The following is a 25,622-nucleotide window of genomic DNA, read 5'->3' on the forward strand; positions in this document are numbered from 1 at the left end:
GGCCGGCCATCCGCGCCGTGGGGTGGTCGCCATGATCTCCCCGCGCACGTGGCGGAACCTCAAGAAAGAGTTCCGTCGGAGCGCGCTCGCGAAAGCCGGTGTCGGGCTGTTCGGCGTCATCGTCGTTGTGGCGGTGTTCGCGCCGCTGCTCGCGCCACACAACCCGACCGTCCAGCACCTCGACCAGAAGTTCCTGCCACCGCTGGGATTCAGCGCGATGCGCACGACGTCGTCCACGCAGATGGTCAACGGCTCCGTCGAGGTCGTCCAGAACACCACCTACGTTAGCGCGACGCCGACATACCCGCTCGGCACGAACGAGCTCGGGCAGGACGTCCTCTCGCGGGTCATCTACGGCGCGCGGACGTCGCTACTCGTCGGCATTCTCGGTGTGCTCGTCGCCGCCATCATCGGCGTGCCCGTCGGCCTCGTCGCGGGCTTCTACGGCGGCTCGGTCGACGACGCGCTGATGCGGCTCGCCGACGTCATGCTGGCGTTCCCGTCGCTGGTGCTGGCGGTCTCGTTGGTCGGGCTGTTCGGCACTGTCACCGTCCAAGTCCCCGACCCGTGGGTGGCGCTCGGCATCGCGCCGAACATGCCGGCGACGTTTACGATACCGGGGACGGTCGTCATCGTCGTCGGGCTCGTGAACTGGGTGTGGCTCGCGCGCATCGCGCGCGGCGAAGCGCTAACTGTCTCCGAGGAGGAGTACGTCAAGGCCGCGCGCAGCATCGGCGCCAGCGACGCCCACGTCCTCCGCAAGCACGTGTTCCCGAACGCGCTCACGCCGATTCTCGTGCTCGCGACGACGCAGGTCGCAGCTATCATCCTCCTGGAGAGCTCGCTGTCCTACCTCGGGTTCTCCGGCACCACGCTCTCGTGGGGCTTCAACATCCAGAACGGACAGGGCTTCCTCGCGGAAGCGTGGTGGATTGCGACGTTCTCCGGTATCGGCATCGTGCTCGCGGTGATGAGCGTGAACTTCCTCGGCGACTGGTTCCGCGACGCCCTCGACCCCGGCGTCGAGGGGGAGGGCGGCGTATGAGCGACGACCTGCTCCGCGTCCGGAACCTCTCGACACGCTTCTTCACCGAGGACGGCCAGGTGAACGCCGTCGAGGACGTCTCCTTCACCGTCCGTGAGGGTGAAGTGTTCGGCATCGTCGGCGAGTCCGGCTCCGGGAAGAGCGTCACCGCGCTCTCCCTGCTGGACCTCGTGGAGTCGCCGGGCCGCATCACGGACGGCGAAATTTGGTACCGGAACCCCGAGGTCGCGGACACCTACTCCGGGGAGTTCGTCGACGGCGACTTCGTCGACGTCGTTCGTCTCCCCGAGTCGGTGCGGCGCTCGCTGCGCGGGCCGTCGTTCTCGATGATATTCCAGGACCCGATGACGAGCATGGACCCGTCGGTGACCGTCGGCGAGCAGATTGCGGAAGCCGTCGAGGTTCAGCGCCGCGCGAGCGCGAACCCGCGGTCGACGCGCTCGCGCACGCAGGGGTACGCCCTCGGGTCGCTGCTAGCGGACACGCTCGTCCCGACCCGCGGGTACGTCTCCGACGAGGCTTGGGATCGCGCGGTCTCGCTGCTGGAGGACGTCGGCATCCCCGACGCCGCCGACCGTGCCCACGAGTACCCCCACGAGTTCTCCGGGGGGATGCTCCAGCGCGCGATGGTTGCGCAGGCGCTCGCGGGCGAACCGGATCTGCTGGTCGCCGACGAGCCGACGACCGCACTGGACGTCACGATTCAGGCCCAGATTCTGGACCTGCTTGAGGATGTCCAGGCCGAGCGCGACACGAGCATCGTGCTCATCACACACAACCTCGGCGTCATCGCCCGGATGGCCGACCGCGTCGGCGTGATGTACGCCGGCGAAATCGTCGAACGCGGCACGCTCGCGGACGTCTTCGACGATCACGTCCATCCGTACACGCGCGGGCTCGTTGAGAGCGTCCCGGACATCGACGACCCGGATCCCCGCCTCGACCCCATCGAGGGCAACGTTCCGAGCCTCCTTGACGAGGAGATGGGCCAGCGGTGCTACTTCGCGGACCGCTGCCCGAAAGCCATGGAGGAGTGTCTGGAGAAGCCCGCCGAGTTCGACGTGGGCGGCGACGAGCACGCGGCGAAGTGCTACCTCGCCGACCACGAGTACGCCGAGTCGCGGGCGCTCTCCGCGGACCACTTCGAGGAGGTGGCCGCCGATGAGTGACCCACTGTTGTCGGTTGAGGACCTCCAGAAGTACTACTACGAGCGCGACTCGCTGCTGGACACCCTGTTTCGCCGCGAGCCGACCGCGGTACGGGCCGTCGACGGCGTAAGCTTCGACGTTTACGAGGGCGAGACGCTCGGCCTCGTCGGTGAGTCCGGCTGCGGGAAGTCCACGACCGGTGAGACCATCCTGCGCCTCCGGGACCCTACCGGGGGGACCGTCAAGTTCGACGGCGCCGACGTCGCCGCGCTCTCCGGGGACGCGCTCACGGAGTTCCGGCGCCGCGCGGGCATCGTCTTCCAGGACCCCTACGGGAGTCTCGACCCGCGGATGACCGTTGGCGAAATTGTCCGCGAGCCGCTCGACGTCCACGACATCGGCACGCCCACGGACCGCGAGGACCGCGTCCTTGAGCTCCTCGAGCGTGTCGGCCTCTCGGCCGACCAGTTCGACCGCTACCCCCACGAGTTCTCCGGCGGCCAGCAGCAGCGCGTCGGCATCGCGCGGGCGCTGGCGCTGGAGCCGGACTTCCTCGTGCTCGACGAACCAGTGAGTGCGCTCGACGTGAGCGTGCAAGCCCAGATTCTGAACCTGCTGGACGACCTCCAGGAGGAGTTCGGGCTGACGTACTTGTTTATCGCTCACGACCTCTCCGTGGTGCGCCACATCTGCGACCGCGTGGCGGTGATGTATCTCGGGGAAATTGTGGAGACGGGTGCCGTCGAGGACATCTTCGAGCGCCCTCAGCACCCGTACACGCGGGCGCTGCTGGAGAGCGTGCCGCGCCCGGAGACAGCGGAAGCCGACCGCGAAATCGCGACGCTCTCCGGGGACGTCCCCTCGCCCCGCGACCCGCCGTCCGGGTGTCGGTTCCGCACGCGGTGTCCGGCCGTGATTCCGCCCGACGACCTCGACGTCGAACAGGCCGCGTTCCGCGCGATTATGGACGTCCGCGACCGCCTCGACCGCGGCGAACTCGACGCCGCCGACATCGCGGCCGCGGACGACTGGCACGACCACGTTCCCCACGACGTGCCCGACGCGCTCGCCGACGCGCTCGCCGACGCGTTCGGTTCGCTCGCCGACGGCGACGAGGCCGCCGCCCGCGACCGCCTCCGCGAGACGTTCGAGACGGTCTGCGAGCGCGACAACCCCGCACTCCCCGACGAGGGCGCAGGCGCCGCCTGCCATCTCGTCGACTGACGCGGCGGCCGCCCTGCCCGGCCACAAGTGTAAACTTGGGGACGTTAGATGCGCTGGGCATGGAGGAACTGGCCGCGCAGGTCCGCGACGCGCCCACGACGAGCTCTCGGGTGGCCTCGTCGGCGTCAGCTACTACGACGAGGACGGCGTCGGCCACGTCTACCGCAGCGAGTTGGCGAACGAGAAGTACGACCCCGAGCAGGTCGACGACATCGTCCGGGGCATCCAGCTCGGCGCGCTCGGCTACGGCTCGCTGGAAGCCCGGCAGGACCAGTCCGTGCACGCGACTGTCCACGTCTACGACGACATGCTCGGCGTCGCGCTCCCCATCTCGCAGGCGAGCGGCGTCGCGTTCGCCCCCGACCGCGAAGCCGACTACGACCTCTACGACGCCGTCCGCATCGCCGAGGACGTTGTCGAAGCGTCCCCGGTCGAACGGCCGGAAGTAACGTAGCCCGAGCACTGCCGGCGGCGAGCCGGACCTGCTGTCGTGTCGTCGTTCGAGGTCCTCCTATCGGAGCGCCCGTACGCTACGACGCTACAGGAGCGCTCCAGCGGCCGGTGGTCGCCCTCGCCGCGGGCCGCGATTCGTTCTCGATGGTTCCGACGTACGTGTGGAGTTTCGCGGGGCCGCTGTCGTTCGCGTACCCGTTGGCGAGCAACAGGTACCGGCCGTCCTCCAGTCGGACGAGCGAGGGGTCGCCGATGCCGTAGTCGTCGCTGGCGCCCGCTGTAGCGGAGTGTGGGGCGACGGCGGGCTCGTCGAGCTGCACGAAATCCGAGTAGGGATCGTCGTTGACCCACACGGAGACGTTGTAGCGCGGGTGGTGCGGGTCGTAGTCGCCGAGCACGTACAGGCGGTCGTCGTGCTCGACGATGTCGAAGTCGCCGACGCCGTAGCCGTCGGGCGCCGTCCACACGGGCGGGTAGACCGTCCAGTTGGTGACGCCGTTCGGGCTGACGGCGTGCCCGATTTTCTTCCCCGAGTAGCCGGCAGCGTTGCCGTACTCGTAGTAGACGTGGACCAGCCCCGTCTCCTCGTCGTAGTACGCGCCGAGGTCGCGGAACCCGGTGTTGTCGTTGCGCACGGTCCAGTCGTCGGCCGGCAACGAGTCCGCCGTGTAGACGTTGCTGTTCCCGTAGACGAGGTACCGGCCGTTGACCGAGATCAGCGAGTCGAACTCGAAGCGGTCCGCGAGGTAGTTGTCGTCGACCAGCTGCCAGCTGTCGGGCTTTGTTGGCGTCTCGGAGCGATAGAGGTTCGGGTCCGTGTCGGTGCCGACGACGAGGTAGTGTGTCCCGTTCGCCTCTGCCAGCATCGGGTCGTGGCTCTCGAACTCGAACACCTGATTGTCGGGCTCCGGCCGGTCGAAGTCCACGTGGAACCCCGCTGTCTCCGGCGGCGGCCCCTCGGCGCCCATGGGAACGTCCTTCTGGGGATGGTCGGCCGTATTGAACAGTTGTTGCCCGTACTCGACGACCGGTCGAGTGGCGGCGAGCTGCCCCCCGCCCGAAGCTAACACCACGAGCACGGTCACGGCGAGCAGCGTTCCGCTCCGCAGCTTCGACGTCGAGAGCGGCATGAACGTGCCCGGATCGTATCTGCGACAGTCGGAAATGCGTTGTGCCGGTGACCGCGAGCCGTTCGTGGCTCGGGTGGATTCTCACTGTTGGAAGGCGGTTGTCTCGCTTCGCTCGGTGTTGCGTCTTCCAAAGTTCGACCTGCCCTCACACTTACTTCGCTCCTCGCATCCGCTCGTCGCAGAAGATGAGTGGGTTCGGGCGGATTCGAACCACCGACCTCGGCCTTGTAAAGGCCGCGTCATAACCAACTAGACCACGAACCCGCGTTTCGAGAGAGTCGCGCCGCGGCCTAAACGGTTTCCTTTCGGCGGAACGCCCAAACCGCGGGCGGTCGTAGCCGCGGGTATGTACGGGCGTACGCTCGCGGTCGTCTGTCTACTCGTCATCGCCGGCTGCGCGGGGTTTCCCACCGGTGGCACGTCGACGTCGGGCGCCACTACCGATACGGGAAACGGGACACAAGTGTTCGTCGACGACGAGAGCGGCACCGAACTCGGAAACGTTACTGTCGAGGTCGCAGACAACTGGTCGGACCGCCGCACGGGCTTGAGTGAGCACGAGTCCCTCGGCCCGAACGAGGGGATGCTGTTCGTCTACGATAGCGAGGGCAGCCACACGTACGTGATGCGCTCGATGTCGTTCCCCATCGACATCGTTTACATCGGGGCCAACGGCCGCATCACATCGATTCACCACGCGCCCGTCGAAGAGGACAACGAGGACCTCACGGGCTACGACGGCGTCGGGAAGTGGGTACTCGAGGTACCGTACAACTGGACGACCGAGCATGGCGTCGAGGTCGGCGACCGCGTCCGCATCGAGGACTGAGCGGACCGCGGTCGTGCGACCGCAAGCGGATGTTTCGATTCGTAGGGAAGTGCTTTTGACGGGCCGACACTTCTCCCAACGAGAATGAGTACAGCGACAGAAGACGACGACCCCTTCGAGGAGCAACGCGAAGAGGTCGACAACGCGATGTACCGCCTGTTCGACGTGTACGGGCGGGACAACTGGGTGGCGGCGCTGGTCGGCGTCGTCGCCAGCATCTTCGCGCGCGTGCTCGACCTCATCCCCGCCATCATGCTGGGGTACGCCGTCGACGCGCTCACCGGCGACGCGGCCTTCCTGCCGTTCCTCCCGGCGTCGATGCGGCCCAGCACCGAGACTGGCGGCCTGTACGTCGCCGTGGCCGTCATCGCGGGCGCGTTCCTCGTCGGCGCGGCGTTCCACTGGCTTCGCAACTGGGGGTGGAACTCCTTCTCCCAGCACATCCAGCACGCGGTCCGCACGGACACCTACGACAAGATGCAGCGCCTGAACATGGACTTCTTCGCCACGAAGCAGACCGGCGAGATGATGTCCATCCTGTCGAACGACGTCAACCGCTTGGAGCGGTTCCTCAACGACGGGATGAACTCCGTGTTCCGGCTCTCCGTGATGGTCGTCGCCATCGGCGTCGTCCTGTTCACGTACAACTGGCAGCTCGCGGTCATCACGATGCTGCCGGTGCCCATCATCGCGTGGTTCACCTACCGCTTCGTCAAAGCGATTCAGCCGAAGTACAGCGACGTCCGCTCCTCCGTCGGCCACCTGAACTCCCGGCTGGAGAACAACCTCGGCGGCATCCAGGTCATTAAGACCTCGAACACCGAATCCTACGAGTCCGAGCGCGTCGAGGGCGTCTCCCAGGAGTACTTCGACGCGAACTGGGGCGCCATCACCATCCGCATCAAGTTCTTCCCGGCGCTGCGCATCATCTCCGGCGCCGGCTTCGTGCTGACGTTCCTTGCGGGCGGTTACTGGGTGCTCGTCGGCCCGCCGCCGCTGATGTCGGGCTCCCTCTCAGCGGGGGAGTTCGTCGTGTTCATCCAGCTCAGCCAGCAGTTCGTCTGGCCGATGGCCCAGTTCGGCCAAATCATCAACATGTACCAGCGCGCGAAGGCGTCCAGCGAGCGCATCTTCGGGCTGATGGACGAGCCCTCGCGCATCGAAGAGAATCCCGACGCCGCCGAACTCGACGTTGACGACGGCGAGGTCGTCTACGACGACGTCACCTTCGGCTACGACGACGACCCCATCGTCCAGCACATCGACTTCGAGGTCGAGGGCGGGAACACGCTCGCGCTCGTCGGGCCGACCGGCGCCGGCAAGTCCACGGTCCTCAAGCTCCTGTTGCGGATGTACGACGTCGACGAGGGCGAAATCCGGGTGGACGGCCAGGACATCTCCAAGGTGACGCTGCCGAGCCTGCGACGCCACGTCGGCTACGTCAGTCAGGACACGTTCCTGTTCTACGGCACCGTCATGGAGAACATTGAGTACGGCACCTTCGACGCCGACCGCGAGGACGTCGTCGAGGCCGCGAAGGCCGCGGAAGCCCACGAGTTCATCACGAACCTCCCGGAGGGCTACGACACGAAAGTCGGCGAGCGCGGCGTGAAGCTCTCTGGTGGGCAGCGCCAGCGCATCGACATCGCGCGCGCCATCCTCAAAGACCCCGAGATTCTGATTCTCGACGAGGCGACCAGCGACGTGGACACGGAGACGGAGATGCTGATTCAGCGCAGTCTCGACCGCCTCACCGAGGACCGTACCACGTTCTCCATCGCCCACCGCCTCTCGACCATCAAGGACGCGGACAAGATTGTCGTCCTCGAGGACGGCGAAATCGTCGAGCGCGGCACCCACGCGGACCTCCTCGCCGAGGACGGCCTCTACGCGAACCTCTGGGGCGTGCAGGCCGGCGAAATCGACGAGCTCCCCGACGAGTTCGTCGAGCGCGCCGCCGAACGCACCGCCGACGTGGACGTCGACGAGTCCGAGGACTGACGCTCCACTTTCTTCAGAAGCTCTCTTGGTTCCCTTCGCCGGCGGACGCGCCGCGGTCCGTGTAGTCGCGGCGACCGACGGCTTCGCCGCCGACGCCGTCCTCGATGGTTTCGACGAGGTCTACGTGGCTCTCGAAGCGGTCGTCGTCGACGCGCCCGAGCGCGGCTTCGACGGACTCCTCGCCGCCCGCGAGGTCGAGTTCGTAGTCGCCGTACGCCTCGACGACGCGCTCCCGGTCCACCGGGTACGTTTCGTCCCGCAGTTCGGCTTCCAGTTCGTCCAGTCTGACCGTCTTTCCCATGCCTCTGCCGTGGGCGGCCCCCGTCAAGCGCGTTGTGGCAGTCTGGGGTCACTCGCCGGAGGGCTAGCCTACAAGTGAGGGCGCGCGTTTGGTCGCGTATGCGACTCGCGGACGCGACCTGGACGGACGCCGACGAACTCGACACGGACCTCGCCGTGCTCCCCGTCGGCAGCACCGAACAGCACGGCCCGCACGCGCCGCTCGGCACCGACCACGTCACCGCCGAGACCGTCGCCGAGACCGCGGCGTCGAACTACGACCGCGAGGTCGTGGTCGCGCCACCGCTGACCGTCGGCGTCTCCGAGGAGCACCGCCAGTTCACGGGGACGCTGTGGGTCTCCCCGGAGACGTTCCGCGCGACCGTCCGCGACGTGACCGAGAGCCTCGCGAGCCACGGCTGGGACCGCGTCGTCGTCGTGAACGGCCACGGCGGCAACGTCTCCGCGCTCGGCGAGGTCTGCCAGCGCGTCACCCGGGACGGCGACGCGTACGCGGTGCCGTTCACGTGGTTCGATGCCGTCGGCGACCACAGCGACGACATGGGCCACGCCGGCCCCCTCGAAACCGCGTTCCTCCGGCACGCCCATCCGAAGCTCGTTCGCGAGGACCGGGTGGACGACGCCCGCGAGGGCGCCAGCGACCACTGGGGGGAGTGGCAGTCGCACGCGAATCTCGCGGTGGACAGCGCCGAGTTCACGGAGAACGGCGTGGTCGGCGACCCCACTGAGGGCGACGCCGAGCGCGGCGAGGAACTGTTGTCGCTCGCCACGGACGCTCTCTGTGACCTACTAGACGCGGTGGCGGACCGCGACCCGAGCCGGCCGCCGCACAAGTAGCTACTCCTCGGCTTCCTCGTCGCTCTCGTCGTCTCCGTCGCCGTCGCTTCCTTCGTGGGCGTCTTCGAGCGCGGAGCGCAGCGCCGGCACCGTGGACGCGAGTTCGCCGACCTGCTCGCGCGCGGTCTCGATGTCCCCGAGCACGTCCTCGACGGCGTCGATTTCGGCCTCCAGCTCGTCGGCGTCCTCGAAGGCGTCCGCGCGCTCGCCCACGACGAAAGCCTTCTTCGCGTCCCGGAGGTGGGCTTCGACGTCCTCGACGTCCAGCGCGGAGCGCAGCGCGTTCAACACGCCGAGCGTGTTGTCCGCCTCGACGTCCCACACGTCGTCGGCGTCCGGTAACTCCGCGCGAGCGGCGTCGAGCGCTTCCTCGACGTCCGCGCGCATCTCCTCGGCGGCCTCGCCGAACAGCTCGTCGTCGTCCAGGGATGACTGGCTCATGTCCCGTGATTCGCCCGCGTCCGGCTTAAAAGCCCGCCCCGCAGTGGACGTGAACGCGGCGCACTCGCCTCACTCCACGCTCGCCAGCTCCATCAGCGGGTAGCCGTCCTGCATCGCCATCTCCGCGACGACCTCGCGGCCCTCGTAGTCCACGACGACTTCGACCTCCATGTACTCGCCCGTGAGTTCGGTGTAGCCGTGGTCGGTGTCCAGTTTCTCCGTGAGGATGTCCACGGTCACTGACTCGCAGAACGGCTGGTTCTCGATGGACTTCTCGATTGCGGTCTCCAGACTCGCCGCGCTGTCGGGGCTCACTGGCGTCCCCGCGAACTGGTGGTAGAGCGCGCCGAACTTGATGCCCGCCTCGAAACACGCCTGCTGGGCGTCGGATGCCATACCGGACGCTCGGCCGGCCGCGGCTAATCGTTGTCGCCTCTCGGCCGGCCGCGGCCGCCGCCGGAACCGCACCTTTCATTGCGGCGCTCGTCCAGACTCTCAATCGAATGGACGAGCCGGTTCTCCTCACGGGTGCCGCGGGGCGCGTCGGGCAGGCCATCCTCGACGGCATCGGCGACGACTACGACTGGCGGCTGTTCGACCGCGAACCCCCGACCGGGGACACCGACCACGAGGTCGTCGTCGGCGACGTCACCGACGAGGACGCCGTCCGCGAAGCCGTCGCCGGCGCCGGCGCCGTCATCCACCTCGCTGGCGACCCGCGCCCCGAAGCCCCGTGGGAGAGCGTGCTCCGGAACAACATCGACGGCGCGCAGACCATCCTCGACGTCGCCGTCGAGGAGGATGTCGAGAAGTTCGTGTTCGCGTCCTCGAATCACGCCGTCGGCCACTACGAGCCCGAGCGCAAGCCCGACCTCTACCGCGAGCACGACGACTTCCACCTCGACGGCACGGAACTCCCGCGGCCCGGCAACCTCTACGGCGTCTCGAAGGCCGCCGGCGAGACGCTCGGCCGGTACTACCACGACGAACACGACCTCTCGTTCGTCGCCGTCCGCATTGGCAACCTCACCGTCGGCCACCCGCCCATCGACTACGAGCGCGGGCAGGCGATGTGGCTCTCCCAGCACGACTGCGCGCACCTTTTCGACTGCTGTCTCTCCGCCGACTACGGCTACGAAATCGTCTTCGGAATCTCCGACAACGACCGGAAGTACTACAGTCTGGAGCGCGCCCGCGAGGTCTTGGGCTACGACCCGCAGGACAACTCCGCGGAGTGGGACGGAGACGAGAAGGTCGTCTGACCGCGCCGCCGCGGCGCGTCGCGGGATTGTCGCGTAATCGCCGGAAAGCAGTAGCTTCGCGGCGTGACACGTTGAGGTGGATTTATACGTGTGAGTGAACAAATCTCCCGTATGCGACACATCGGCCTCAAAGTCCGGATGGCGATTGTTGGCGCCATCCTCTTCGCGTTCTACTCGGTGGCAGTGGCTGCCGCGTGGTTTTTCTTCGGTCAGAGCCAGAGCATCCTCGCGCTCGCAATCGTGGGCAGCGTCCTGCTCGTCGGCGTCCAGTACAAGATCGGGAAGTGGGCGGCCCTGCGGAGCGTGGGGGCCGAAGACATGGACGAGCGGGAGTACCAGCAGATTCACCAGTTCGTCGAGAAGGTCTGCCGCGACCGGAATCTGAAGAAGCCGAACCTGAAGATTGCGAGCATGGGCGTCCCGAACGCGTTCGCGGTCGGCCGCCGCGGCAACGGCACGGTCGTCGTCTCCCGCGAACTCATTCAGTTGCTGGACCGCGACGAACTCGAAGGCGTGATCGCCCACGAGTTGGCTCACATCGACAACCGCGATGTCGTCACGATGCAGTTGGGGCAGGGCATCGCGTCGATCGTCGGCATCGTCGCGCAGTATATTGTTCTGTTCACGGGTGACAACGACCTCGCGGACTTCTTCCTCGCGATTGTGGTCGGGAACATCGTGCAGTTCTTCGTGATGCTGTTCGTGCTCGCCATCTCGCGGTACCGAGAGTACGTCGCCGACGCCGACGCCAAGCGCATCATCAACGGCGGCGACCCGCTCGCCCGCGCCCTCGAGAAGATTTCCGAGGGCAACAAGCGCGCTCAGGACTCGAAAATCGACGAGAACGTGAACGCGCTGTGCATCTTCGGCGAGGACCGCGGGCTCCTCCAGAAGCTCGTCTCCACGCACCCGCCGACGGAGAAGCGCATCGAGCGCCTCCGCTCGTAGATGGCCGGGTTTCGCGAACTCCTCGCGGTCGTGCTTGGCGCCGCGCTCGGGCTCGCGATGATTCTCGCGCCGCGAGCGGCGCTCCGGCTCTCCATCTTCATGGGGCCGAACCGCCGCCGCCGCGGCGACTACGGCACTGACGAACCCATCCCCGACTGGTGGGCGTGGCTGGTGCGCGCGCTCGGCGTCGCCTGTCTCGGCGTCGCCGGCCTCATCGCCTACCAGACGTACGCCTAATCGAACAGTCCTGCCACGTCTTCTTCGCGTCGCTGCCGCCGCTGCACGTGCTGGCGCAGCCGCGTCGCCACGAGCGCGCGCTGCTCGGTCTCGGTGACGAAGTCACAGAGCAACACGCCGAACTCGTTCAACTCCCCCTCTGCGAGCCCGTCCCGAGCGTACTCCGCGCTCTTCTCCACGAACGCCTCGTCGTAGCCGAGGTCCTCGGCGAGCGCGACCGCGGCCTCGACGCCAGCCGGCGCGTCCAAGTCGTCCAGCGCGAGCGCCCGCCCCTCGTAGGTCAGCGTTACCGGCGCCGCGCGCTCGATTCGCTCCGGGTCGCTCCCGAGCGCCTTCACGTACGCCCGAACGGTATCGACGTTCACGCCCCGGTAGTCTGCGGGGAGGTCCGCGAGGTACTCGCTCGCGCTCTCGCAGAGCCCGACCGCGCCCGTCCAGTTCCGGTCGCGGGCGTGATGAATGGCCGCTGAGAACTGGATGAGGCCGTGGAGCAGTCGCTCGTCGCGTCCGTCGTCGAGCGCCAGCCACTCACGCTCCCACGCGTCGTGGGCGGCGTGGTAGCGGCCGGCGTTGTGAATTGCGATTCCCGCGCGCAGCGCCGCGTCCATACCACGGGTTCGGCCGCGGGACGCAAACGCGTTTCGTCAGGCGCTGTCCATCGACGCCGGCCACGGGCTGACGTACGGCAGGCGCTTCGTCAACAGGTACGCGCTCTTCCGCACCGCGCCCTTCGCGTACTGGCGCGTGCTCCGGTGAATTGGCGTGCGCTTCCCCCGGATGTCCGTCTCGCCAGCGCGCAGCGCCGCCAGCACAGTCTCGGTCGGAATCTCGCTGGCCGGCGTCCCCGGGTCGATCTCGGGGAGCGCGACCTCCGTGTACGCCCGCCCGACGTTCCGAATCGAGTGCGCGTCGCTGGCGCCGAACCGCGGGTACTCGTGGCGCTGTGCGAACTTCCGCGCGCGCCGGTTCCGGTAGCCCGTGAACACCATCGAGTTGTACACCTCGATGCCGTCGCACTCCCCGAGGTTCCGCCGCCGCACCCCGTGGCGGCTCCGCTGGAACGGATGCGGGACGACCGCCACCCCGCCCTGCTCGCGGATGCCGCGCACCGTCGCCTCGAACGACTGCCCGCGCTCCGGGCGCTCCGTGACGCCGATGGCGAGCACGTGCCCCGCCGCCGTCGACACCTCCACGCCCGGAATCCCCACCAGCCCGTACTCCGGCGCCAGCTCCGCCGCCCGCAGCGACTCCTCGATCTCGTCGTGGTCCGTTATCACGACCCCGTCCAGCTCGATGTCGCTGGCGTGCTCCAGGATGAGCTCCACGGGCTCGTTGGCGTCGTACGACCCCTCCGAGTGGACGTGCGGGTCGATTGCCAGCACCGGCCGGTCCTCGCTCATACCACCCCCGTACTCGGTCCACCGCTAAGAACTTCGTGCCCGGAACGTCCGGACGGCGATTCGAACCGGGAGAGTCGTTCCGGTTCGCCTCGCGTCGCACGGCTGTACGGGCTGCGACTCTCCTGCTCAAATCGCCTTGACGTTATCACGCGGTTACGCCGTGAGCGACACGGGCGTCGCTCACGGGCGTAGTGTGAAGAGAGAGCGTCCGGACGGCGATTTGAACGCCGGTCCCTGGCTCCGCAAGCCAAGAGGATAGTCCACTACCCTATCCGGACTCACTCTGTCGTAGCCCGGACTTACGTAAAGCGGTTACGATTCGGGGTGCGCGCGGAGTCCGTAGATTCAAACCGGAGCGGGCGCCACCCCGTCGCGTGCCATCGATGACCGACAGACGGAGACGGCGTAATTCGGCAAGGACAACGCTTATGCGCGGCTCGCGTCTGGAGTGAACTACGATTATGGGCGACGACATCGAGGACGTCTACGGGGACCTCGACACCGACGTGTCCCTCGAGGAGTTCCGGGACGCCGTCGAGTCGAAGGTCGAACAGATGGGCGGACTGGCCGACGAGGAGACGGCCGCTATGCTCATCGCCCACGAGCTCGAGGACGGCGAGGTCAACGGCGTCGCCGACGTCGAACCGGAGATGGACGAGGTGAAGTTCATCGCGAAGGTGACCAGCATCGGCGACGTCCGCACGTTCGAGCGCGAGGACGACGACGAGAACCCGGAGGGCCGCGTGGTGAACGTCGACGTCGCCGACGAGACCGGCAGCGTCCGGCTGTCGCTGTGGGACGAGCAGGCCGAGGGCGCCAAAGAGGAACTGGAGGTCGGCGACGTGCTCCGCGTGAAGGGCCGGCCGAAGGACGGCTACAACGGCATCGAGGTCAGCGCCGACCAGGTCGAGGTGGACAACGAGGAGGACGTCGACGTGCAGGTGCAGGACGAGTACCGCGTCGAGGACCTCTCGCTGGGCATCTCGGACGTGAACCTCACGGGCGAAGTGCTGGGCACGGAGGACGTGCGGACGTTCGACCGCGACGACGGCAGCGAGGGGCAGGTGTCGAACGTCGTGCTCGGCGACGAGACCGGGCGCGTGCGCGTCACGCTCTGGGACGAGCAGGCCGAGACCGCGACCGAACTCTCGCAGGGCGAGGTCGTCGAAGTCGTGGACGGCTACGTGCGCGAGCGCGACGGCAGCCTCGAACTCCACGTCGGCGACCGCGGCGCGGTCGAACCCGTGGACGCGGATGTCGCGTTTGTGCCGGACACCACGGCCATCGAGGACCTCGAACTCGACGACGTGGCGGACATCGCGGGCGTGATTCGCTCCGCGGACCCCAAGCGGACGTTCGACCGCGACGACGGCAGCGAGGGCCAAGTCCGGAACGTGCGCGTGCAGGACGACACGGGCGACATCCGCGTGGCGCTGTGGGGCGACAAGGCCGACCTCGACGTCGGGCCGGGCGACGAGGTGGCGTTCGTGGACGTCGAGATTCAGGACGGCTGGCAGGACGACATCGAGGCCTCCGCGGGCTGGCAGTCGTCGGTCATCCCGCTCGCCGACGGTGCGACCACCGGCGAGGACGGCGACGATTCGGGCAGCGGCCCGACCGGGCTGTCGGCGTTCGAGGACGGCAACGACCCGAGCAGCGACACCGACGACAGTTCGCCGAGCGACGACGACGCGGACGACGGCGAGGAAGTCGAGTTCACGGGCGTCGTCGTGCAGGCCCAGAACCCCGTGATTCTGGACGACGGCGAGGAGACCGTGAGCGTCGAGACGGACGCGGACGTCACGCTCGGCCAGGAAGTGACCGTCCGGGGGCTGCTCCGGGACGGTCGCCTCCGCGCCAAGGAACTGCACTGACTCGGTTTCGCCGCCTGCCGGCCGCGTTCGCGTTTCATCCCCGACTTCTCGCCGTCGTGGTGGCGGATTCCGTCCCAACGGAAACAGTTAAGCGTGCAACAGCCACGCATTGACGCATGAGCGTCGAACTCCCGTTCGCGCCGGTCGACACCATCATCCGGCGACACGCGGGTGACTTGCGGGTGAGCGCTGACGCGGCCGAGGAACTCGCGCGGCGCATCCAGCGCCGCGGCGCGTCGCTCGCGCAGGACGCCGCCGAACGAGCCGCCGCCGACGGCCGGAAGACCCTGATGGCGGCAGACTTCGGCGTCGAGACGGTGCCCGACGCCGACGACCTCACGCTGCCGGTCGCGCCCGTCGACCGCATCGCGCGCCTCGACCTCGACGACCGGTTCCGCGTCTCCAAGGACGCCCGCGTCGCGCTTGCGGACCTCCTGGAGTCGTACGCCTCCGACGCCGCCGAGGGCGCCGCCGTGCTCGCCGAGCACGCGGGACGACGCACCGTACAGGCCGAGGACGTCCAGACGTACTTCCAGCTCGTGGAATGAGATTCGGGTTCAGCGAGACGTGTCTCGCGCACGACCCGGGGCCGCGCCACCCCGAGAGCCCGGACCGCCTGCGCGCCATCAAGCGCGGGCTCGCGAAGCGCCACAGCGTCTCCTACGAGGGCGCGACGCCCGCCACCGAGGCCGACGCCGCGGCGGTCCACGACCCCGACTACGTCGCCGAGATTCGGGAGTTCTGCGAGTCCGGCGGCGGCGACTGGGACCCCGACACGACCGCCTCCGAGGAGACGTGGCCCGCCGCGCTCGCCAGCGCGGGCCTCGCGAAGGACGCCACGCGCGCGGCAGTCAACGGCGCGGCCGGCCGGAACACGCCGTTCGCGCTCGGCCGGCCGCCGGGCCACCACGCCGTCTACGACGACGCGATGGGGTTCTGTTTCCTGAACAACGCCGCCGTCGCCGCCCAGTACGCCCTCGACGACCTCGGCGCGGACCGCGTCGCCATCTTCGACTGGGACGTCCACCACGGCAACGGCACGCAGGACATCTTCTACGACCGCGGCGACGTCTTCTACGCCTCGATTCACGAGGACGGCCTCTACCCGGGCACGGGCGACGCAGACGAGCACGGCGAGGGCGACGGCGCCGGAGCGACGCTGAACGCGCCGTTCCCCGCCGGCTCCGGGGACGCGGACTTCTGTGCGGCGTTCGACGAACTGCTCGAACCCGCCATCACCGACTTCGACCCCGACGTGTTCCTCGTGAGCGCGGGCTTCGACGCCCACCGTCACGACCCCATCTCGCGGATGCACGTCACCACCGAAGGCTACGGCCTGCTCGCCGATCGCGTCCGGACGCTGGCGGACGCGACGGACGCGGCGCTGGCGTTCATTCTGGAGGGCGGCTACAGCCTCGACACGCTCGCCGACGGCATCGGCATGGTCCACGAGACGTTCGACGGCCGCGAGCCCGTCGGCCCCGACGACGACGTCAGCGACGACGTCCGCGACCTGCTCGACGGCATTCGCGCCTCCCACCCCGCGTTCTGACTCGGCCGAACCCCGGCCTCAGACGGTCGGTTCGAAGTATTCTGCGAGTTCCGTCCCGAAGCCGTCGGCGAGCGCCGCGACCTCGTCGCCGGCGAGCACGTCGTAGTCGCCGGCTTCCACGATGGACTCGACGTGCGCGCCGAGCGCGACTTCCCCCAGTTGGTCCCGGACGAACTCCTCGGCGGTCGTGACCTCGCGCTCGCGCTCGACGACGTACCGGTCGCCGTCGAGGAACGGGCCGGCGGCGTCCCCGTCCGCGTACTTCTCGTAGAACCCCTGCGCGTGCCCGCCGACGTGGACCGGCGGCCCCTCGTGGCGTTCGACCGCCGGGAGTTCGCTCACTGACAGCTCCGCGAACAGGACCGCGCGGTCGTCGGCCCACGTCGCCGCGCGCAACACCTCGAACCCCTCGATTTCGAGGCCGCGCACGAGCCCGTCACGGGACCGATACAACTGCGGGTAGAGTTGGTCCTCCACGAGATCCGGAGCCTCGAAGACGACTGCTAGCGGCGTCGTTCCGCGCGCTTCGACGTGCTCGCGGACGGCTTCCTCGCTCAGTGGTTCGGGGGTCGTCGGCTCGAACACCGACTCGTCGGGGTCGGCGAGGAACTCGCGGGCGTGGTGCTGGACGCGCGCGACGTTCTCCGCGGAGACGACCGCGGCGACGTTGCGCTCGGGGTCTGTCGGGTCCACGACCACGAGCGGGTCGTCGAACTCCGCTTCGGCGTGGTCCTCGGGGTCGAGGACGACCGGCGGCGCCCAGTCCCGGATGGCTTCCAGCGTCTCGCGGAACCCGCCGTACTCCAGCACGAGTAGTTCCGTGAGGTAGCCCGAGAACCCCTGCGTCCGGAGGTCGCTGCCGTACGCGCCGATACCTTTCAGGAACTGCTTGAACAGCCGCACGTCGCCGGCGTCCGCGTCACTCAGGCGCTGTTCGAGGTACGCGTTGTGGAACGGCGTGCGGTCGACCGCCGACTGGATGTCGGTGGCGTCCTCCAGCCGGTAACAGGGCACGAGGTCAACGTCGTACCCCTCGAAGGACCCCTTCACGTAGGGGTGTTCGGCGTACTCCTCGCGGCCCGCCGGCAGCACCTCGTTGCCGACTTCGAGCCCGTACTCCTGCAGTTGCTCGCGCGGCAGGTCCGCGGGGAACCGCACGAACAGGTCGATGTCGCGGTCGCCCGCCACCCACGTTCCCCGGGCCGTGCTCCCGACCTGCAGCACGTCCGCCTCGACCGGCAACTCCGCGATGGCCTCGCGCGCGCGGTCGGCCAGCCGTTCCGCGGCCTCGGCGAGCGCGCGCCGCTCGTCGGGCGTCGGGTCAACGCGCTCGCGGACGGCGTCGAGAACCCCCTCGAAGTCGCTCATGCGGTCGAATTCGCGCGGCCGCGCCTAAGCCGTGTCGATGCCCGAGCCTGCTGGCGAAACGAAAGCCATTTCAAAACGCACCGGGTAGAAACGGGTGCGAGCCGCCATAGCTCAGTTGGTAGAGCACCTGGTTGTTACCCAGGTTGTCCCAGGTTCGAGCCCTGGTGGCGGCGTCCTTCTACTGTACTTACTCTCGTAGTCTTGGCTTCGCTGTCGTGGAATCCCGACAGGCTAAAGGTTCGGCCACGGGAAGCGGTGTGCGAGGGGCCTTAGCTTAGTCTGGTTCAAAGCCCCCGGCTCATATCGGCGTCCGTCCGCGTGGCGGGTGTCGTGGGACACCGGGTGAGCGGTGGTTCAAATCCGCCAGGCCCCACTTCTCTGTAACGCCGACCGCCGAGCGCTGTCTGCGCGAGGCGTCGGCAGGAAGTGAATGCGGGCAGCGGATTTGAACCCGGGAGCGCGAGCGTCAGCGAGCGCTCACACGGTTCAAATCCGCCAGGCCCTACGTCGCGAGAGACGGCGAATCCGCCAGCCGCTCTAGAGGTCGCTCTCCCGCATGATGCGGCGGCCGGATGCTTCGAGGCGGTCGAGGTGGTTCTGCGCGGTGGGGTTGTGAATCAGCCCGTTGCGCTTGACGACGTTGCCGTCCACGAGGACGGTGTCGACGTTCTCGATGCCGGACTGGAAGACGACCGTCTCGACGGGGTTGTGGGAGGCGGCGGTGTTGAGGTCGTCCGTGTCGATGACGGTGATGTCCGCGCGCTTGCCGGGCGTGAGACTCCCGATTTCGTCGTCGAGGCCGAGCGCTCGCGCGCCCTCGATGGTCGCGAATTCGAGCGCGCGGTGGGCGGTCAGCGAGACGTCCTGAATCTGTTCGTTCGCCTCGACGGTGGGCTGGTTGTCGAGGCCGCGCTGGACCTGCAGCGCCATCCGGTTCTGCGTGAACATGTCGTCGCTGACGTTCGAGACGATGTCCACGCCGACGGAGGGAATCGCGCCGGCGTCGATGGCGTCGCCGAGCGCGGGCATCCCCATGCCCATCTGGAGTTCGACTTCGGGCGTCGTGGAGACGGAGCCGCCGGACTCGCCGATGAGCTGGAACTCCTCTTCGGTGAGGCGGTTGGCGTGGACGTAGTTGAGGTCGTCGCCGAGCAGGCCGAGTTCGTCGAGCTTGCTGACGCCGCCCGGGCCGAGGGACCCGATGTGCATGGAGGCGGGAATCCCGATTTCGCGCGCGAGTTCGATGTCCTGCGTGACGACTTCGTCCGTCGAGTAGTCGGGGCCGCGAATCCCCATGCCGAGCGTGAGCAGGCCGTCCTCGCTGGGGAAGCGCTCCTCGTGGAGCCGGCGGATGTCGTCGGGGTGGGGTTCGTCGCTGTTGCTCCACCACGTCGCGCTGTCGTCGCCGGGCGGCCCGTGGACGAACAGCGAGCGGATGCCGGCGTCCGCGAGGCCGTCGATGGCGCGGTCGGTGTGGTCGGGCGTGTTCGCGATGTGGAACCAGTCCAGGACGGTCGTCGTCCCGGCGTTGAGCTGCTGGACGGCGCCGAAGAGGTTGCCGAGGTAGGCGTCCTCGGGCCGGTAGTGGCTGCTGATTTCGCCGAGCATCTTCTCGAGGTACTCGAGGAACGTCCAGTTGCCGGCGACGCCGCGGACGCCGGACTCCCACGTGTGGAGGTGGGCGTTGACGAACCCGGGGACGACGATGGAGTCGCTGGCGTCCACGACGTCCGCCGCGGGCGCGTCGATGTCGCTCCCGATGGCGTCGATTTCGCCGTCCCGCACGAGGATGTCCGCCTCGTCGAGGACGCCGCGCTCGGGGTCCACGGTGACGACCGTGCCGTCCTGAATGAGGACCGTGTTGCTCGCCTGCGCGCCCTCGTCGCCGTCGTCGCTGCCGCGGTCCATCACGGCGCTCCCGACGGACGCGAACGAGACGCCCGCGAGCGTCGCGCCGCCGAGCTTGAGGTAGTTGCGTCGCGAGACTTCCGTGCCGTCTGCGTCGTTCGCCATTACGGTGTCTCGTAGCGGCCGGACGCGCAAAGCGCCTCGTTCGGTACATTCCGAACGCGTCCCCGCGCTCGCGCCTGATTAGTCGGAGCTACTCACCAGCGGCGCGGGGTTCGACGGCGGCGTGCCGTCCCGGAGGTACGCCTTCGCGAGCCACGCCTCGGCCTGCGTGATGCGGTACTGCAGCGTGGACGTTGGGATGTCCTCGGCGCTCGCAATCTCCTGGAGGGACGCCTGCCGGGGCTGCTCGTAGTAGCCGTACTCGACGGCGAGCTCGACGGCTTCGCGCTGCTCGGCCGGCAGGTCGGTCGGGGTCGGGTCGCGGTCGGGCCACTCGGGGGCGTGCTCGACGCGGTCGAGTTCGAGCGTGAGGCCGTCGCGGAGGTTGCGTTCGAGCTCCTCGTAGACCTCGCTCATCGCGGCGTCGTCGGCGGCGAGAATCTGCCAGCGGTACGCGTCCCCGCGCTGTTTCGCGTGCAACAGGAGGCCGTCGCCGAGGTACTCCGCGGCGAGGTAGGGGATGGAGCGACACCCCTCGCCCTCGGATTGCCGGGAGTAGATGACGCGGCCGTTCGGCTGGGACTCCAGCGTCTCGTACTCGAAGTCCATCTCGCAGCCGCCGATGCCCCGCAGGCTCGAACACCGCGAGAGCCGGTCGAGCGCGCGGTCGTACTCCGCCAGCGCCTCCTGCGGCCCCGAGACGTTGTCCACGCGCCACATCGTGTTCCCGGTCACGTGACACGACCGCGTGTACGATGACAGCCCCGGATTCCGGATGAACACGTCGACGAGGTCGTCGACGTCCTCCTCGTAGGTGACGGTGAACGCGAACTCGCGCATACGTCGCCTCCGGTCGCGGGCGGGATGAGTGCTCGGTTGTAATGTGCCAACTCCGCGGGGCGGCGGTCCCGCCGGGAGTGGCGTCTCCAGGTTTGGATCACCGTATCAGCCGTCGGGCGTACGCGGAGATGCCCTCGCTGGCGAGCACGACGGCGAGGATGACCAGCAGTATCGTGGAGACGGACTGCCACGCGAAGGCGTTGACGGCGCGGAAGAGCTGGACGCCGATGCCGCCCGCGCCGACGAACCCGAGGATGGTGGAGTCGCGGACGTTGATGTCCCAGCGGTACACCGACAGCCCGACGAGCGCGGGCTTGACCTGCGGGAGGATGCCGTAGAGCAGGACCTGCGCGGCGGAGGCGCCGCTGGCCCGCACGGCGTCGACCTGCCCGAGGTCGATCTCCTCGATCTCCTCGCCGAGCAGCTTCCCGAGGAAGCCGACCGACCGGAACGCGATGGCGACGGCGCCGGCCAGCGGCCCGCTCCCGAAGACGACGACGAAAATCAGCGCCCAGACGATGGTGTTCACCGACCGGCTCGTCGTCACGACGATCTTCCCCAGCCAGTAGGTCGCCCGGTTCGGCGTGGTGTTCTCGGCGGCGAGCAGCGCGACCGGCACCGCGAGCACGAGCGCGCCGGCGGTGCCGAGCCCGGCGATGTGCAGCGTCTCGACGAGTGGGTCCACGATCTCGGGCGCGTACGCGACGTCCGGCGGGTACATCCGCGAGAGCAGGTCGTTGACCTCCCGCGGCACCGTCTCCGCGGCGACGAGGTCCACGTCGAGGAACCGCCACGAGCCGACGAGCACGACCAGCGCGAGCAGCCAGCCGGCGAACCGGCCGAGGCGTCGGCGACGGTCGAACCGCCGCCACGCCCGGGTCTCGCTGGACATCACTGGTACCTCCGTCGGACGACCGCGCTCGTCCCCTCCGCGACGAGCACGACCGCGATTATCGCGACCAGAATCGCTGCGACGTACTGGTAGTCGTAGCGGTTGAACGCCGTCAGCAGGACAGAGCCGATGCCGCCGGCGCCGACGATGCCGACGATGGTCGACGTGCGGATGTTGATGTCCCAGCGGTACACCGACAGGCCGGCGAACCGCGGGATAATCTGGGGGACGACGCCGTACAGCAGCGTCTGGACCGGACCGGCGCCGCTCGCGCGGACGGCGTCGACGCTGCCCATGTCGATGTCCTCTAAGTCCTCGGCGAGCAGCTTCGAGAAGAACCCGACGGTCTTGAACGTGATCGTGATGATGCCGGCCAGCGGCCCGAGGCCGACCGCCTTCACCACGAGGATGGCGACGATGATGGCGTTGAACGCCCGCGAGACGGAGATGAACCCGCGGTTGAGGTAGTACAGCGGCTTCGGCGAGAGGTTCTCGGCGGCCATGAACGCGATGGGGACGCTGAGCGCGATGCCGGTCGCCGTCGAGACCATCGCCATCGCGACGCTCTCGAACATCTTGTCGACGATTCGCCGGGTCTGACGGGGCGTGGCGTCCGGCGGGAAGAAGTCCCCGAGCAGGGTCGCGCCGCGGCCGACGCCGTCGACGACTCGCGGGACGTTCAGGCCGACGCCCCACGCGGACCACGCGAAGAAGGCGACGACGGCGACGTAGACGCTCCACTTGACTTCGCGGCGACCGAACACGGTCGGCCGCTCCCACGTTCGCTCGCTGGCCGCCATCTCACGTCCCTCCGGGGAGCGAGCGGTCGGGCTCTTCGAGCACGCCGGCGTCGCGGCCGTCCCGGGTCTGCTCGGGCGTCTCGACGCCGTCCGCGTCGCCGGCGCCCCGGTAGATTCTGTCGAGGACGCGGTCGTCGACGTCCGCGGGGACGCCCTCGAAGACAACGTCGCCGTCGTGGAGGCCGACGACGCGGTCCGCGTAGTCGAGCGCGAGGTCCACCTCGTGGATGTTGATGAGCACGGGGACGTCGCGCTCGGCCGCGATGTCCGTGAGCAGCCCCATCACGGTGTTCGACGTCTCGGGGTCGAGGCTGGACGTCGGCTCGTCGACGAGCAGGATCTTCGGCTGCTGGATGACCGCGCGCGCGATGCCGACGCGCTGGCGCTGGCCGCCCGAGAGCTCGTCGACGCGCTTGTCCTCCATCCCGTCGAGCCCGACGCGGTCGAGTATCTCGTAGGCGCGCTCGACGTCCTTGGGCGGGAAGTCCCGGCGGAACGCGCGCCACGTCGAGACGTAGCCGAGCCGTCCCGTGAGGACGTTCTCCATCACGGTGAGCCGCTCGACGAGGTCGTACTCCTGGAATATCATCCCGATGTCCCGTCGGGCAGACCGGAGCTCGTCGTCGCCGAGCGCCGTCAGCTCCGTGCCGTCCAGCTCGACGGTCCCCGAGGTCGGCTCCGTGAGCCGATTGATACACCGGACGAACGTGCTCTTGCCCGCGCCGCTGGGCCCGATCATGGCGACGGTCTCGCTGCCCTCGATGGAGAGGTCGACGCCGGTCAGCGCCTCGTCGCCGGAGGCGTACGTCTTTGACAGGTCGGTCACGTCCAGCGTCATTCGCTCAGTGCGGTCTCCGTGTACTCGACCCCGTTGTACCGCTGGATGACCATGATGTTGTACCAGTGCTTGCGGTACTCGATGGGGACGTACTCGCTGTAGCCGGTGCGCTCGGCGTACGCGGTGTCCGAGAAGTCGCTGTCCAGCCACGCGGCCTCGATGCCCTCGACGATGTCGGGGTGGAGGTTGTACCGGTAGGCGACGGGGCCGTTCGGGAACGGGTCCGACGCCCAGACGACCTTGAAGTCCTCGAAGCTGAGGTTGCTGTCGCCCTCGACGGTGTCCTTGAAGCAGGTCGAACAGATGGGGCCGGCGTCGTAGTCGCCGGCGGCGATGCCACGGGTCGTCTGGGAGTGGCCGCCGGAGAAGTTCACCTCGTAGTCCTCGCCGGCGGTCACGTCGAACTGCTGGTCGAACAGCGCCGACGGCGCCTGGTGGCCGGAGTTCGACGCGGGTTCGGCGTGCGCGATTCTCACGTCGTCGTCGGCGAAGTCCTCGATGCTCTGGACGTCGCCGGCGTCCGCGCGGGTCGTCGCGAACAGCCGGTAGCCGAACGCGCCGTCGGGCGCGATGCCGGCGGTGAACGGGACGGCGCCGGCGAGGTTGACCGCGAACGCCGTCGTCCCCGTCGAGAAGTTCGCGATGTGCGCGCGCTCCGAGCGCATCGCCTCGACGGACGCCGCGTAGCTGTTCACGCGGTTGTACTCGACGGGCTTGCCGGTCTCCTCCTCGATGCGGTCGAACACCGCTCGGAAGTCCTCCTCGTAGCGCCCCTCGACGTCCTCGCTGGGGCTCTCCGTGAACACGAGCGTGTCCGGGTCGAGGTACTCGCTGTCGTCCTCCGGGGGCTCCCGGACGGGGTCGCCGTGCGGGACCTCCTCGACGTCCCGGTTCCCCATCCGCTCGAGGTCCGCCTGCGTGCCGCGCTCGAACCCCGACTCGATGAGCGGCGCCGACAGGTAGTTGTTCTCGCTCCAGTTCGGCGCCTCGGGGTCGAAGGCGCTGTCGTCGGCCAGCAGCGGGTCCTCCCCCGAACTGCCGCCACCGCCCCCGCCGCCGGTGATGTCGTTCGTGATTCCCGTGCAGCCGGCCAGTCCGGCCGCGAGCGCGGTCGCAGACCCTTTCAGGAAAATCCGTCGACTGCCGTTGGTGTCCTCGGGCATCGCGTAGTGCGAGGCCGAACCACCACTTGTACTATTATAATATTGATATTTCCGCGGTCGTTCGCCTCTACACCGGGGCCGTGGGGAACTGACCGCTCGATAGGGCTCGTAGCGGTACGGTCGCCTATGTAGCCGCACCGAGCGCTCATAGCGAACGGTTTCCGCGGGCCGTCCGTTCCCGACGCCAGCATGGGTCGCTCGCTCTCGGCCGCCGTCGACGCGCTCCGGGCGCCGGCGTACACCGGACGGAACCGCTGTCGCCCCTGCACTGCCCTCAATCTCGCGCTCGTGGCCGCTGCGGCGGGACTGGCCGCGTTGCGAACGCTCGCCGCCGGCGTCCTCGTCGCTGCCGTCGGCGTCGCTGCCGTCTGGCTCCGTGGCTACGTCGTCCCCGGGACGCCGCGGCTCACGCGGCGCTACCTTCCCGACAGCGTGCTGGCAGTGCTCGGGAAGCGCCAGCGCGACCGCGGCCTCGAGAGCGCAGCGGGCGCCGCCGCCCTTGACGCGACCGACCCGACGGCGTCGCTCGTCGAACTCGGCGTCCTCGAAGACGCCGACCCGCCGTCACTCGCGCCGTCGTTCCGCTCGCGGTGGGCGGCGACCGCCGCGTCGCTGTCGGCGTCCCCCGCGGCGGTGCGGCGCGCCGTCGCCGACACGCTGTCGGCCAGCGCCGACTCGGTCGCGGTGTCGTCCCGCGAGCGCGGTGTCGCCGTCACCGTCGACGGCGACTGGGCCGGCGAGTTGCCGTCCCGGACGGCGCTCGTCGCGGACCTCGCGACCGAGCGCGTGCTCGCGGCGACGGCGTGGACCGAACTCGACCGCGTGCAGCGGGCGAGCCTAGCCGCGAGGGTCCGGGCGGTCGCCGAGCGTTGCCCCGTCTGCGGCGGCGCGACGAAGGTCGCCGAGGACACCGTCGAGTCGTGCTGCCGCGAGGCCGACGTCGTCGCCGTCACGTGTCCCGCCTGCGAGGCGCGGCTCGCGGAGTTCGAACCGTCGCGGGACGCGTTCGCCCCGGGGCGGTGACGCGGC

Annotated in this window: 27 protein-coding genes and 4 tRNA genes; 16 read left to right on the plus strand and 15 right to left on the minus strand. The window is 68.7% G+C overall.

What is annotated here, in order from left to right; translation table 11 throughout:
* Positions 1–31: 31 nt before the first annotated feature.
* From HHUB_RS01410 to HHUB_RS01425, 4 genes are all read left to right on the plus strand, one after another.
* On the plus strand, positions 32–1,045 hold the full coding sequence (locus HHUB_RS01410) for an ABC transporter permease (RefSeq protein WP_059055525.1): 1,014 nt from the start codon (positions 32–34) through the stop codon (positions 1,043–1,045).
* Entirely contained in the window at positions 1,042–2,214 is a 1,173-nt protein-coding gene (locus HHUB_RS01415; RefSeq protein WP_059055528.1) for an ABC transporter ATP-binding protein, read from the plus strand. The genes HHUB_RS01410 and HHUB_RS01415 overlap by 4 nt, the downstream gene beginning before the upstream one ends.
* Positions 2,207–3,418: an ABC transporter ATP-binding protein gene (locus HHUB_RS01420; protein ID WP_059055530.1), complete on the plus strand. Its 1,212-nt coding sequence runs from the start codon at positions 2,207–2,209 to the stop codon at positions 3,416–3,418. Before HHUB_RS01415 ends, HHUB_RS01420 begins: the two co-directional genes overlap by 8 nt.
* Before the next feature lie 172 nt (positions 3,419–3,590).
* On the plus strand, positions 3,591–3,872 hold the full coding sequence (locus HHUB_RS01425; protein ID WP_059055531.1) for a hypothetical protein: 282 nt from the start codon (positions 3,591–3,593) through the stop codon (positions 3,870–3,872).
* 76 nt (positions 3,873–3,948) lie between these two features.
* On the opposite strand, the gene HHUB_RS01430 is transcribed toward HHUB_RS01425, so the two are convergent.
* Positions 3,949–5,001 carry a glycoside hydrolase family protein gene (locus HHUB_RS01430; RefSeq protein ID WP_059055533.1) on the minus strand — a complete coding sequence of 351 codons (1,053 nt, stop codon included), beginning with the start codon at positions 4,999–5,001 and terminating at the stop codon, positions 3,949–3,951.
* 190 nt (positions 5,002–5,191) lie between these two features.
* Positions 5,192–5,265 (minus strand) — tRNA-Val (locus tag HHUB_RS01435).
* An 82-nt stretch (positions 5,266–5,347) separates the two neighbouring features.
* Between HHUB_RS01435 and HHUB_RS01440 the strand changes: the two genes are divergently transcribed.
* Together HHUB_RS01440 and HHUB_RS01445 are read left to right on the plus strand one after the other, a co-directional pair.
* A complete protein-coding gene (locus HHUB_RS01440; RefSeq protein WP_059055535.1) occupies positions 5,348–5,830 on the plus strand; it encodes a DUF192 domain-containing protein in 483 nt (160 codons plus the stop codon).
* Positions 5,831–5,914: 84 nt separating this feature from the next.
* On the plus strand, positions 5,915–7,831 hold the full coding sequence (locus HHUB_RS01445) for an ABC transporter ATP-binding protein (protein ID WP_059055538.1): 1,917 nt from the start codon (positions 5,915–5,917) through the stop codon (positions 7,829–7,831).
* A gap of 13 nt (positions 7,832–7,844) precedes the next feature.
* Here HHUB_RS01445 and HHUB_RS01450 read toward each other — a convergent pair whose 3' ends face one another.
* The gene (locus HHUB_RS01450) at positions 7,845–8,132 is read right to left on the minus strand and encodes a DUF5789 family protein (RefSeq protein ID WP_059055540.1); all 288 of its coding nucleotides are present in this window, start codon (positions 8,130–8,132) and stop codon (positions 7,845–7,847) included.
* Between the two features lie 98 nt (positions 8,133–8,230).
* Here HHUB_RS01450 and HHUB_RS01455 point away from each other — a divergent pair, with 98 nt between their 5' ends.
* Positions 8,231–8,968, plus strand: a complete 738-nt coding sequence (locus tag HHUB_RS01455; RefSeq protein ID WP_059055542.1) for a creatininase family protein — start codon at positions 8,231–8,233, stop codon at positions 8,966–8,968.
* Here HHUB_RS01455 and HHUB_RS01460 read toward each other — a convergent pair whose 3' ends face one another.
* Both HHUB_RS01460 and HHUB_RS01465 read right to left on the minus strand, forming a co-directional pair.
* On the minus strand, positions 8,969–9,409 hold the full coding sequence (locus HHUB_RS01460) for a DUF5790 family protein (protein ID WP_059055544.1): 441 nt from the start codon (positions 9,407–9,409) through the stop codon (positions 8,969–8,971).
* 69 nt (positions 9,410–9,478) lie between these two features.
* Complete coding sequence (locus tag HHUB_RS01465; protein WP_059055546.1) at positions 9,479–9,805, minus strand: dihydroneopterin aldolase family protein; 327 nt, start codon at positions 9,803–9,805, stop codon at positions 9,479–9,481.
* Positions 9,806–9,912: 107 nt separating this feature from the next.
* Here HHUB_RS01465 and azf point away from each other — a divergent pair, with 107 nt between their 5' ends.
* The 3 genes from azf (at position 9,913) to HHUB_RS01480 (ending at position 11,856) form a co-directional block, all read left to right on the plus strand.
* On the plus strand, positions 9,913–10,671 hold the full coding sequence (gene azf / locus HHUB_RS01470) for an NAD-dependent glucose-6-phosphate dehydrogenase Azf (RefSeq protein ID WP_059055548.1): 759 nt from the start codon (positions 9,913–9,915) through the stop codon (positions 10,669–10,671).
* Positions 10,672–10,809: 138 nt separating this feature from the next.
* On the plus strand, positions 10,810–11,619 hold the full coding sequence (locus HHUB_RS01475) for a M48 family metallopeptidase (RefSeq protein ID WP_082687250.1): 810 nt from the start codon (positions 10,810–10,812) through the stop codon (positions 11,617–11,619).
* The gene (locus HHUB_RS01480) at positions 11,620–11,856 is read left to right on the plus strand and encodes a hypothetical protein (protein WP_082687144.1); all 237 of its coding nucleotides are present in this window, start codon (positions 11,620–11,622) and stop codon (positions 11,854–11,856) included.
* On the opposite strand, the gene HHUB_RS01485 is transcribed toward HHUB_RS01480, so the two are convergent.
* The 3 genes from HHUB_RS01485 to HHUB_RS01495 all read right to left on the minus strand — a co-directional run bounded on the left by HHUB_RS01485 (position 11,853) and on the right by HHUB_RS01495 (position 13,534).
* Positions 11,853–12,464 carry a DUF309 domain-containing protein gene (locus tag HHUB_RS01485; RefSeq protein WP_059055551.1) on the minus strand — a complete coding sequence of 204 codons (612 nt, stop codon included), beginning with the start codon at positions 12,462–12,464 and terminating at the stop codon, positions 11,853–11,855. The two genes, HHUB_RS01480 and HHUB_RS01485, sit on opposite strands and share 4 nt — an antisense overlap.
* A gap of 36 nt (positions 12,465–12,500) precedes the next feature.
* Positions 12,501–13,256 carry a PHP-associated domain-containing protein gene (locus HHUB_RS01490; protein ID WP_059055553.1) on the minus strand — a complete coding sequence of 252 codons (756 nt, stop codon included), beginning with the start codon at positions 13,254–13,256 and terminating at the stop codon, positions 12,501–12,503.
* Positions 13,257–13,461: 205 nt separating this feature from the next.
* Positions 13,462–13,534: transfer RNA gene (locus tag HHUB_RS01495), tRNA-Arg, on the minus strand.
* A 183-nt stretch (positions 13,535–13,717) separates the two neighbouring features.
* Here HHUB_RS01495 and HHUB_RS01500 point away from each other — a divergent pair.
* From HHUB_RS01500 to HHUB_RS01510, 3 genes are all read left to right on the plus strand, one after another.
* Positions 13,718–15,130: a single-stranded DNA binding protein gene (locus tag HHUB_RS01500; RefSeq protein WP_059055555.1), complete on the plus strand. Its 1,413-nt coding sequence runs from the start codon at positions 13,718–13,720 to the stop codon at positions 15,128–15,130.
* A gap of 116 nt (positions 15,131–15,246) precedes the next feature.
* Positions 15,247–15,678: a histone family protein gene (locus HHUB_RS01505; RefSeq protein WP_059055557.1), complete on the plus strand. Its 432-nt coding sequence runs from the start codon at positions 15,247–15,249 to the stop codon at positions 15,676–15,678.
* Positions 15,675–16,682: a histone deacetylase family protein gene (locus HHUB_RS01510; protein ID WP_059055559.1), complete on the plus strand. Its 1,008-nt coding sequence runs from the start codon at positions 15,675–15,677 to the stop codon at positions 16,680–16,682. The genes HHUB_RS01505 and HHUB_RS01510 overlap by 4 nt, the downstream gene beginning before the upstream one ends.
* Before the next feature lie 18 nt (positions 16,683–16,700).
* Here the strand turns inward: HHUB_RS01510 and cca are convergent, their stop codons facing one another.
* Positions 16,701–18,050 (minus strand): CCA tRNA nucleotidyltransferase, encoded by a 1,350-nt coding sequence (cca, locus tag HHUB_RS01515; RefSeq protein ID WP_059055561.1) that lies wholly within the window; start codon positions 18,048–18,050, stop codon positions 16,701–16,703.
* 100 nt (positions 18,051–18,150) lie between these two features.
* Here cca and HHUB_RS01520 point away from each other — a divergent pair.
* Both HHUB_RS01520 and HHUB_RS01525 read left to right on the plus strand, forming a co-directional pair.
* Positions 18,151–18,223: transfer RNA gene (locus HHUB_RS01520), tRNA-Asn, on the plus strand.
* Between the two features lie 90 nt (positions 18,224–18,313).
* A tRNA-Ile gene (locus HHUB_RS01525) sits at positions 18,314–18,423 on the plus strand.
* A gap of 164 nt (positions 18,424–18,587) precedes the next feature.
* On the opposite strand, the gene HHUB_RS01530 is transcribed toward HHUB_RS01525, so the two are convergent.
* The 6 genes from HHUB_RS01530 to phnD all read right to left on the minus strand — a co-directional run bounded on the left by HHUB_RS01530 (position 18,588) and on the right by phnD (position 24,593).
* Positions 18,588–20,063: an amidohydrolase family protein gene (locus HHUB_RS01530; protein ID WP_059055563.1), complete on the minus strand. Its 1,476-nt coding sequence runs from the start codon at positions 20,061–20,063 to the stop codon at positions 18,588–18,590.
* A gap of 78 nt (positions 20,064–20,141) precedes the next feature.
* Entirely contained in the window at positions 20,142–20,900 is a 759-nt protein-coding gene (locus HHUB_RS01535; RefSeq protein ID WP_059055564.1) for a helix-turn-helix domain-containing protein, read from the minus strand.
* Positions 20,901–20,997: 97 nt separating this feature from the next.
* On the minus strand, positions 20,998–21,792 hold the full coding sequence (gene phnE, locus HHUB_RS01540) for a phosphonate ABC transporter, permease protein PhnE (RefSeq protein ID WP_059055566.1): 795 nt from the start codon (positions 21,790–21,792) through the stop codon (positions 20,998–21,000).
* On the minus strand, positions 21,792–22,592 hold the full coding sequence (gene phnE / locus HHUB_RS01545; RefSeq protein WP_059055568.1) for a phosphonate ABC transporter, permease protein PhnE: 801 nt from the start codon (positions 22,590–22,592) through the stop codon (positions 21,792–21,794). Before phnE (HHUB_RS01545) ends, phnE (HHUB_RS01540) begins: the two co-directional genes overlap by 1 nt.
* A gap of 1 nt (position 22,593) precedes the next feature.
* Positions 22,594–23,430 carry a phosphonate ABC transporter ATP-binding protein gene (phnC, locus tag HHUB_RS01550; protein WP_059055570.1) on the minus strand — a complete coding sequence of 279 codons (837 nt, stop codon included), beginning with the start codon at positions 23,428–23,430 and terminating at the stop codon, positions 22,594–22,596.
* Positions 23,427–24,593, minus strand: coding sequence for a phosphate/phosphite/phosphonate ABC transporter substrate-binding protein (phnD, locus tag HHUB_RS01555; RefSeq protein ID WP_179204576.1), 1,167 nt, complete (start codon positions 24,591–24,593; stop codon positions 23,427–23,429). Before phnD ends, phnC begins: the two co-directional genes overlap by 4 nt.
* Before the next feature lie 189 nt (positions 24,594–24,782).
* On the opposite strand from phnD, the gene HHUB_RS01560 reads away from it, so the two are divergent.
* Entirely contained in the window at positions 24,783–25,616 is an 834-nt protein-coding gene (locus HHUB_RS01560) for a hypothetical protein (protein WP_059055572.1), read from the plus strand.
* Positions 25,617–25,622 lie beyond the last annotated feature (6 nt).

It is taken from the genome of Halobacterium hubeiense (genome assembly GCF_001488575.1).
Lineage (GTDB): Archaea > Halobacteriota > Halobacteria > Halobacteriales > Halobacteriaceae > Halobacterium > Halobacterium hubeiense.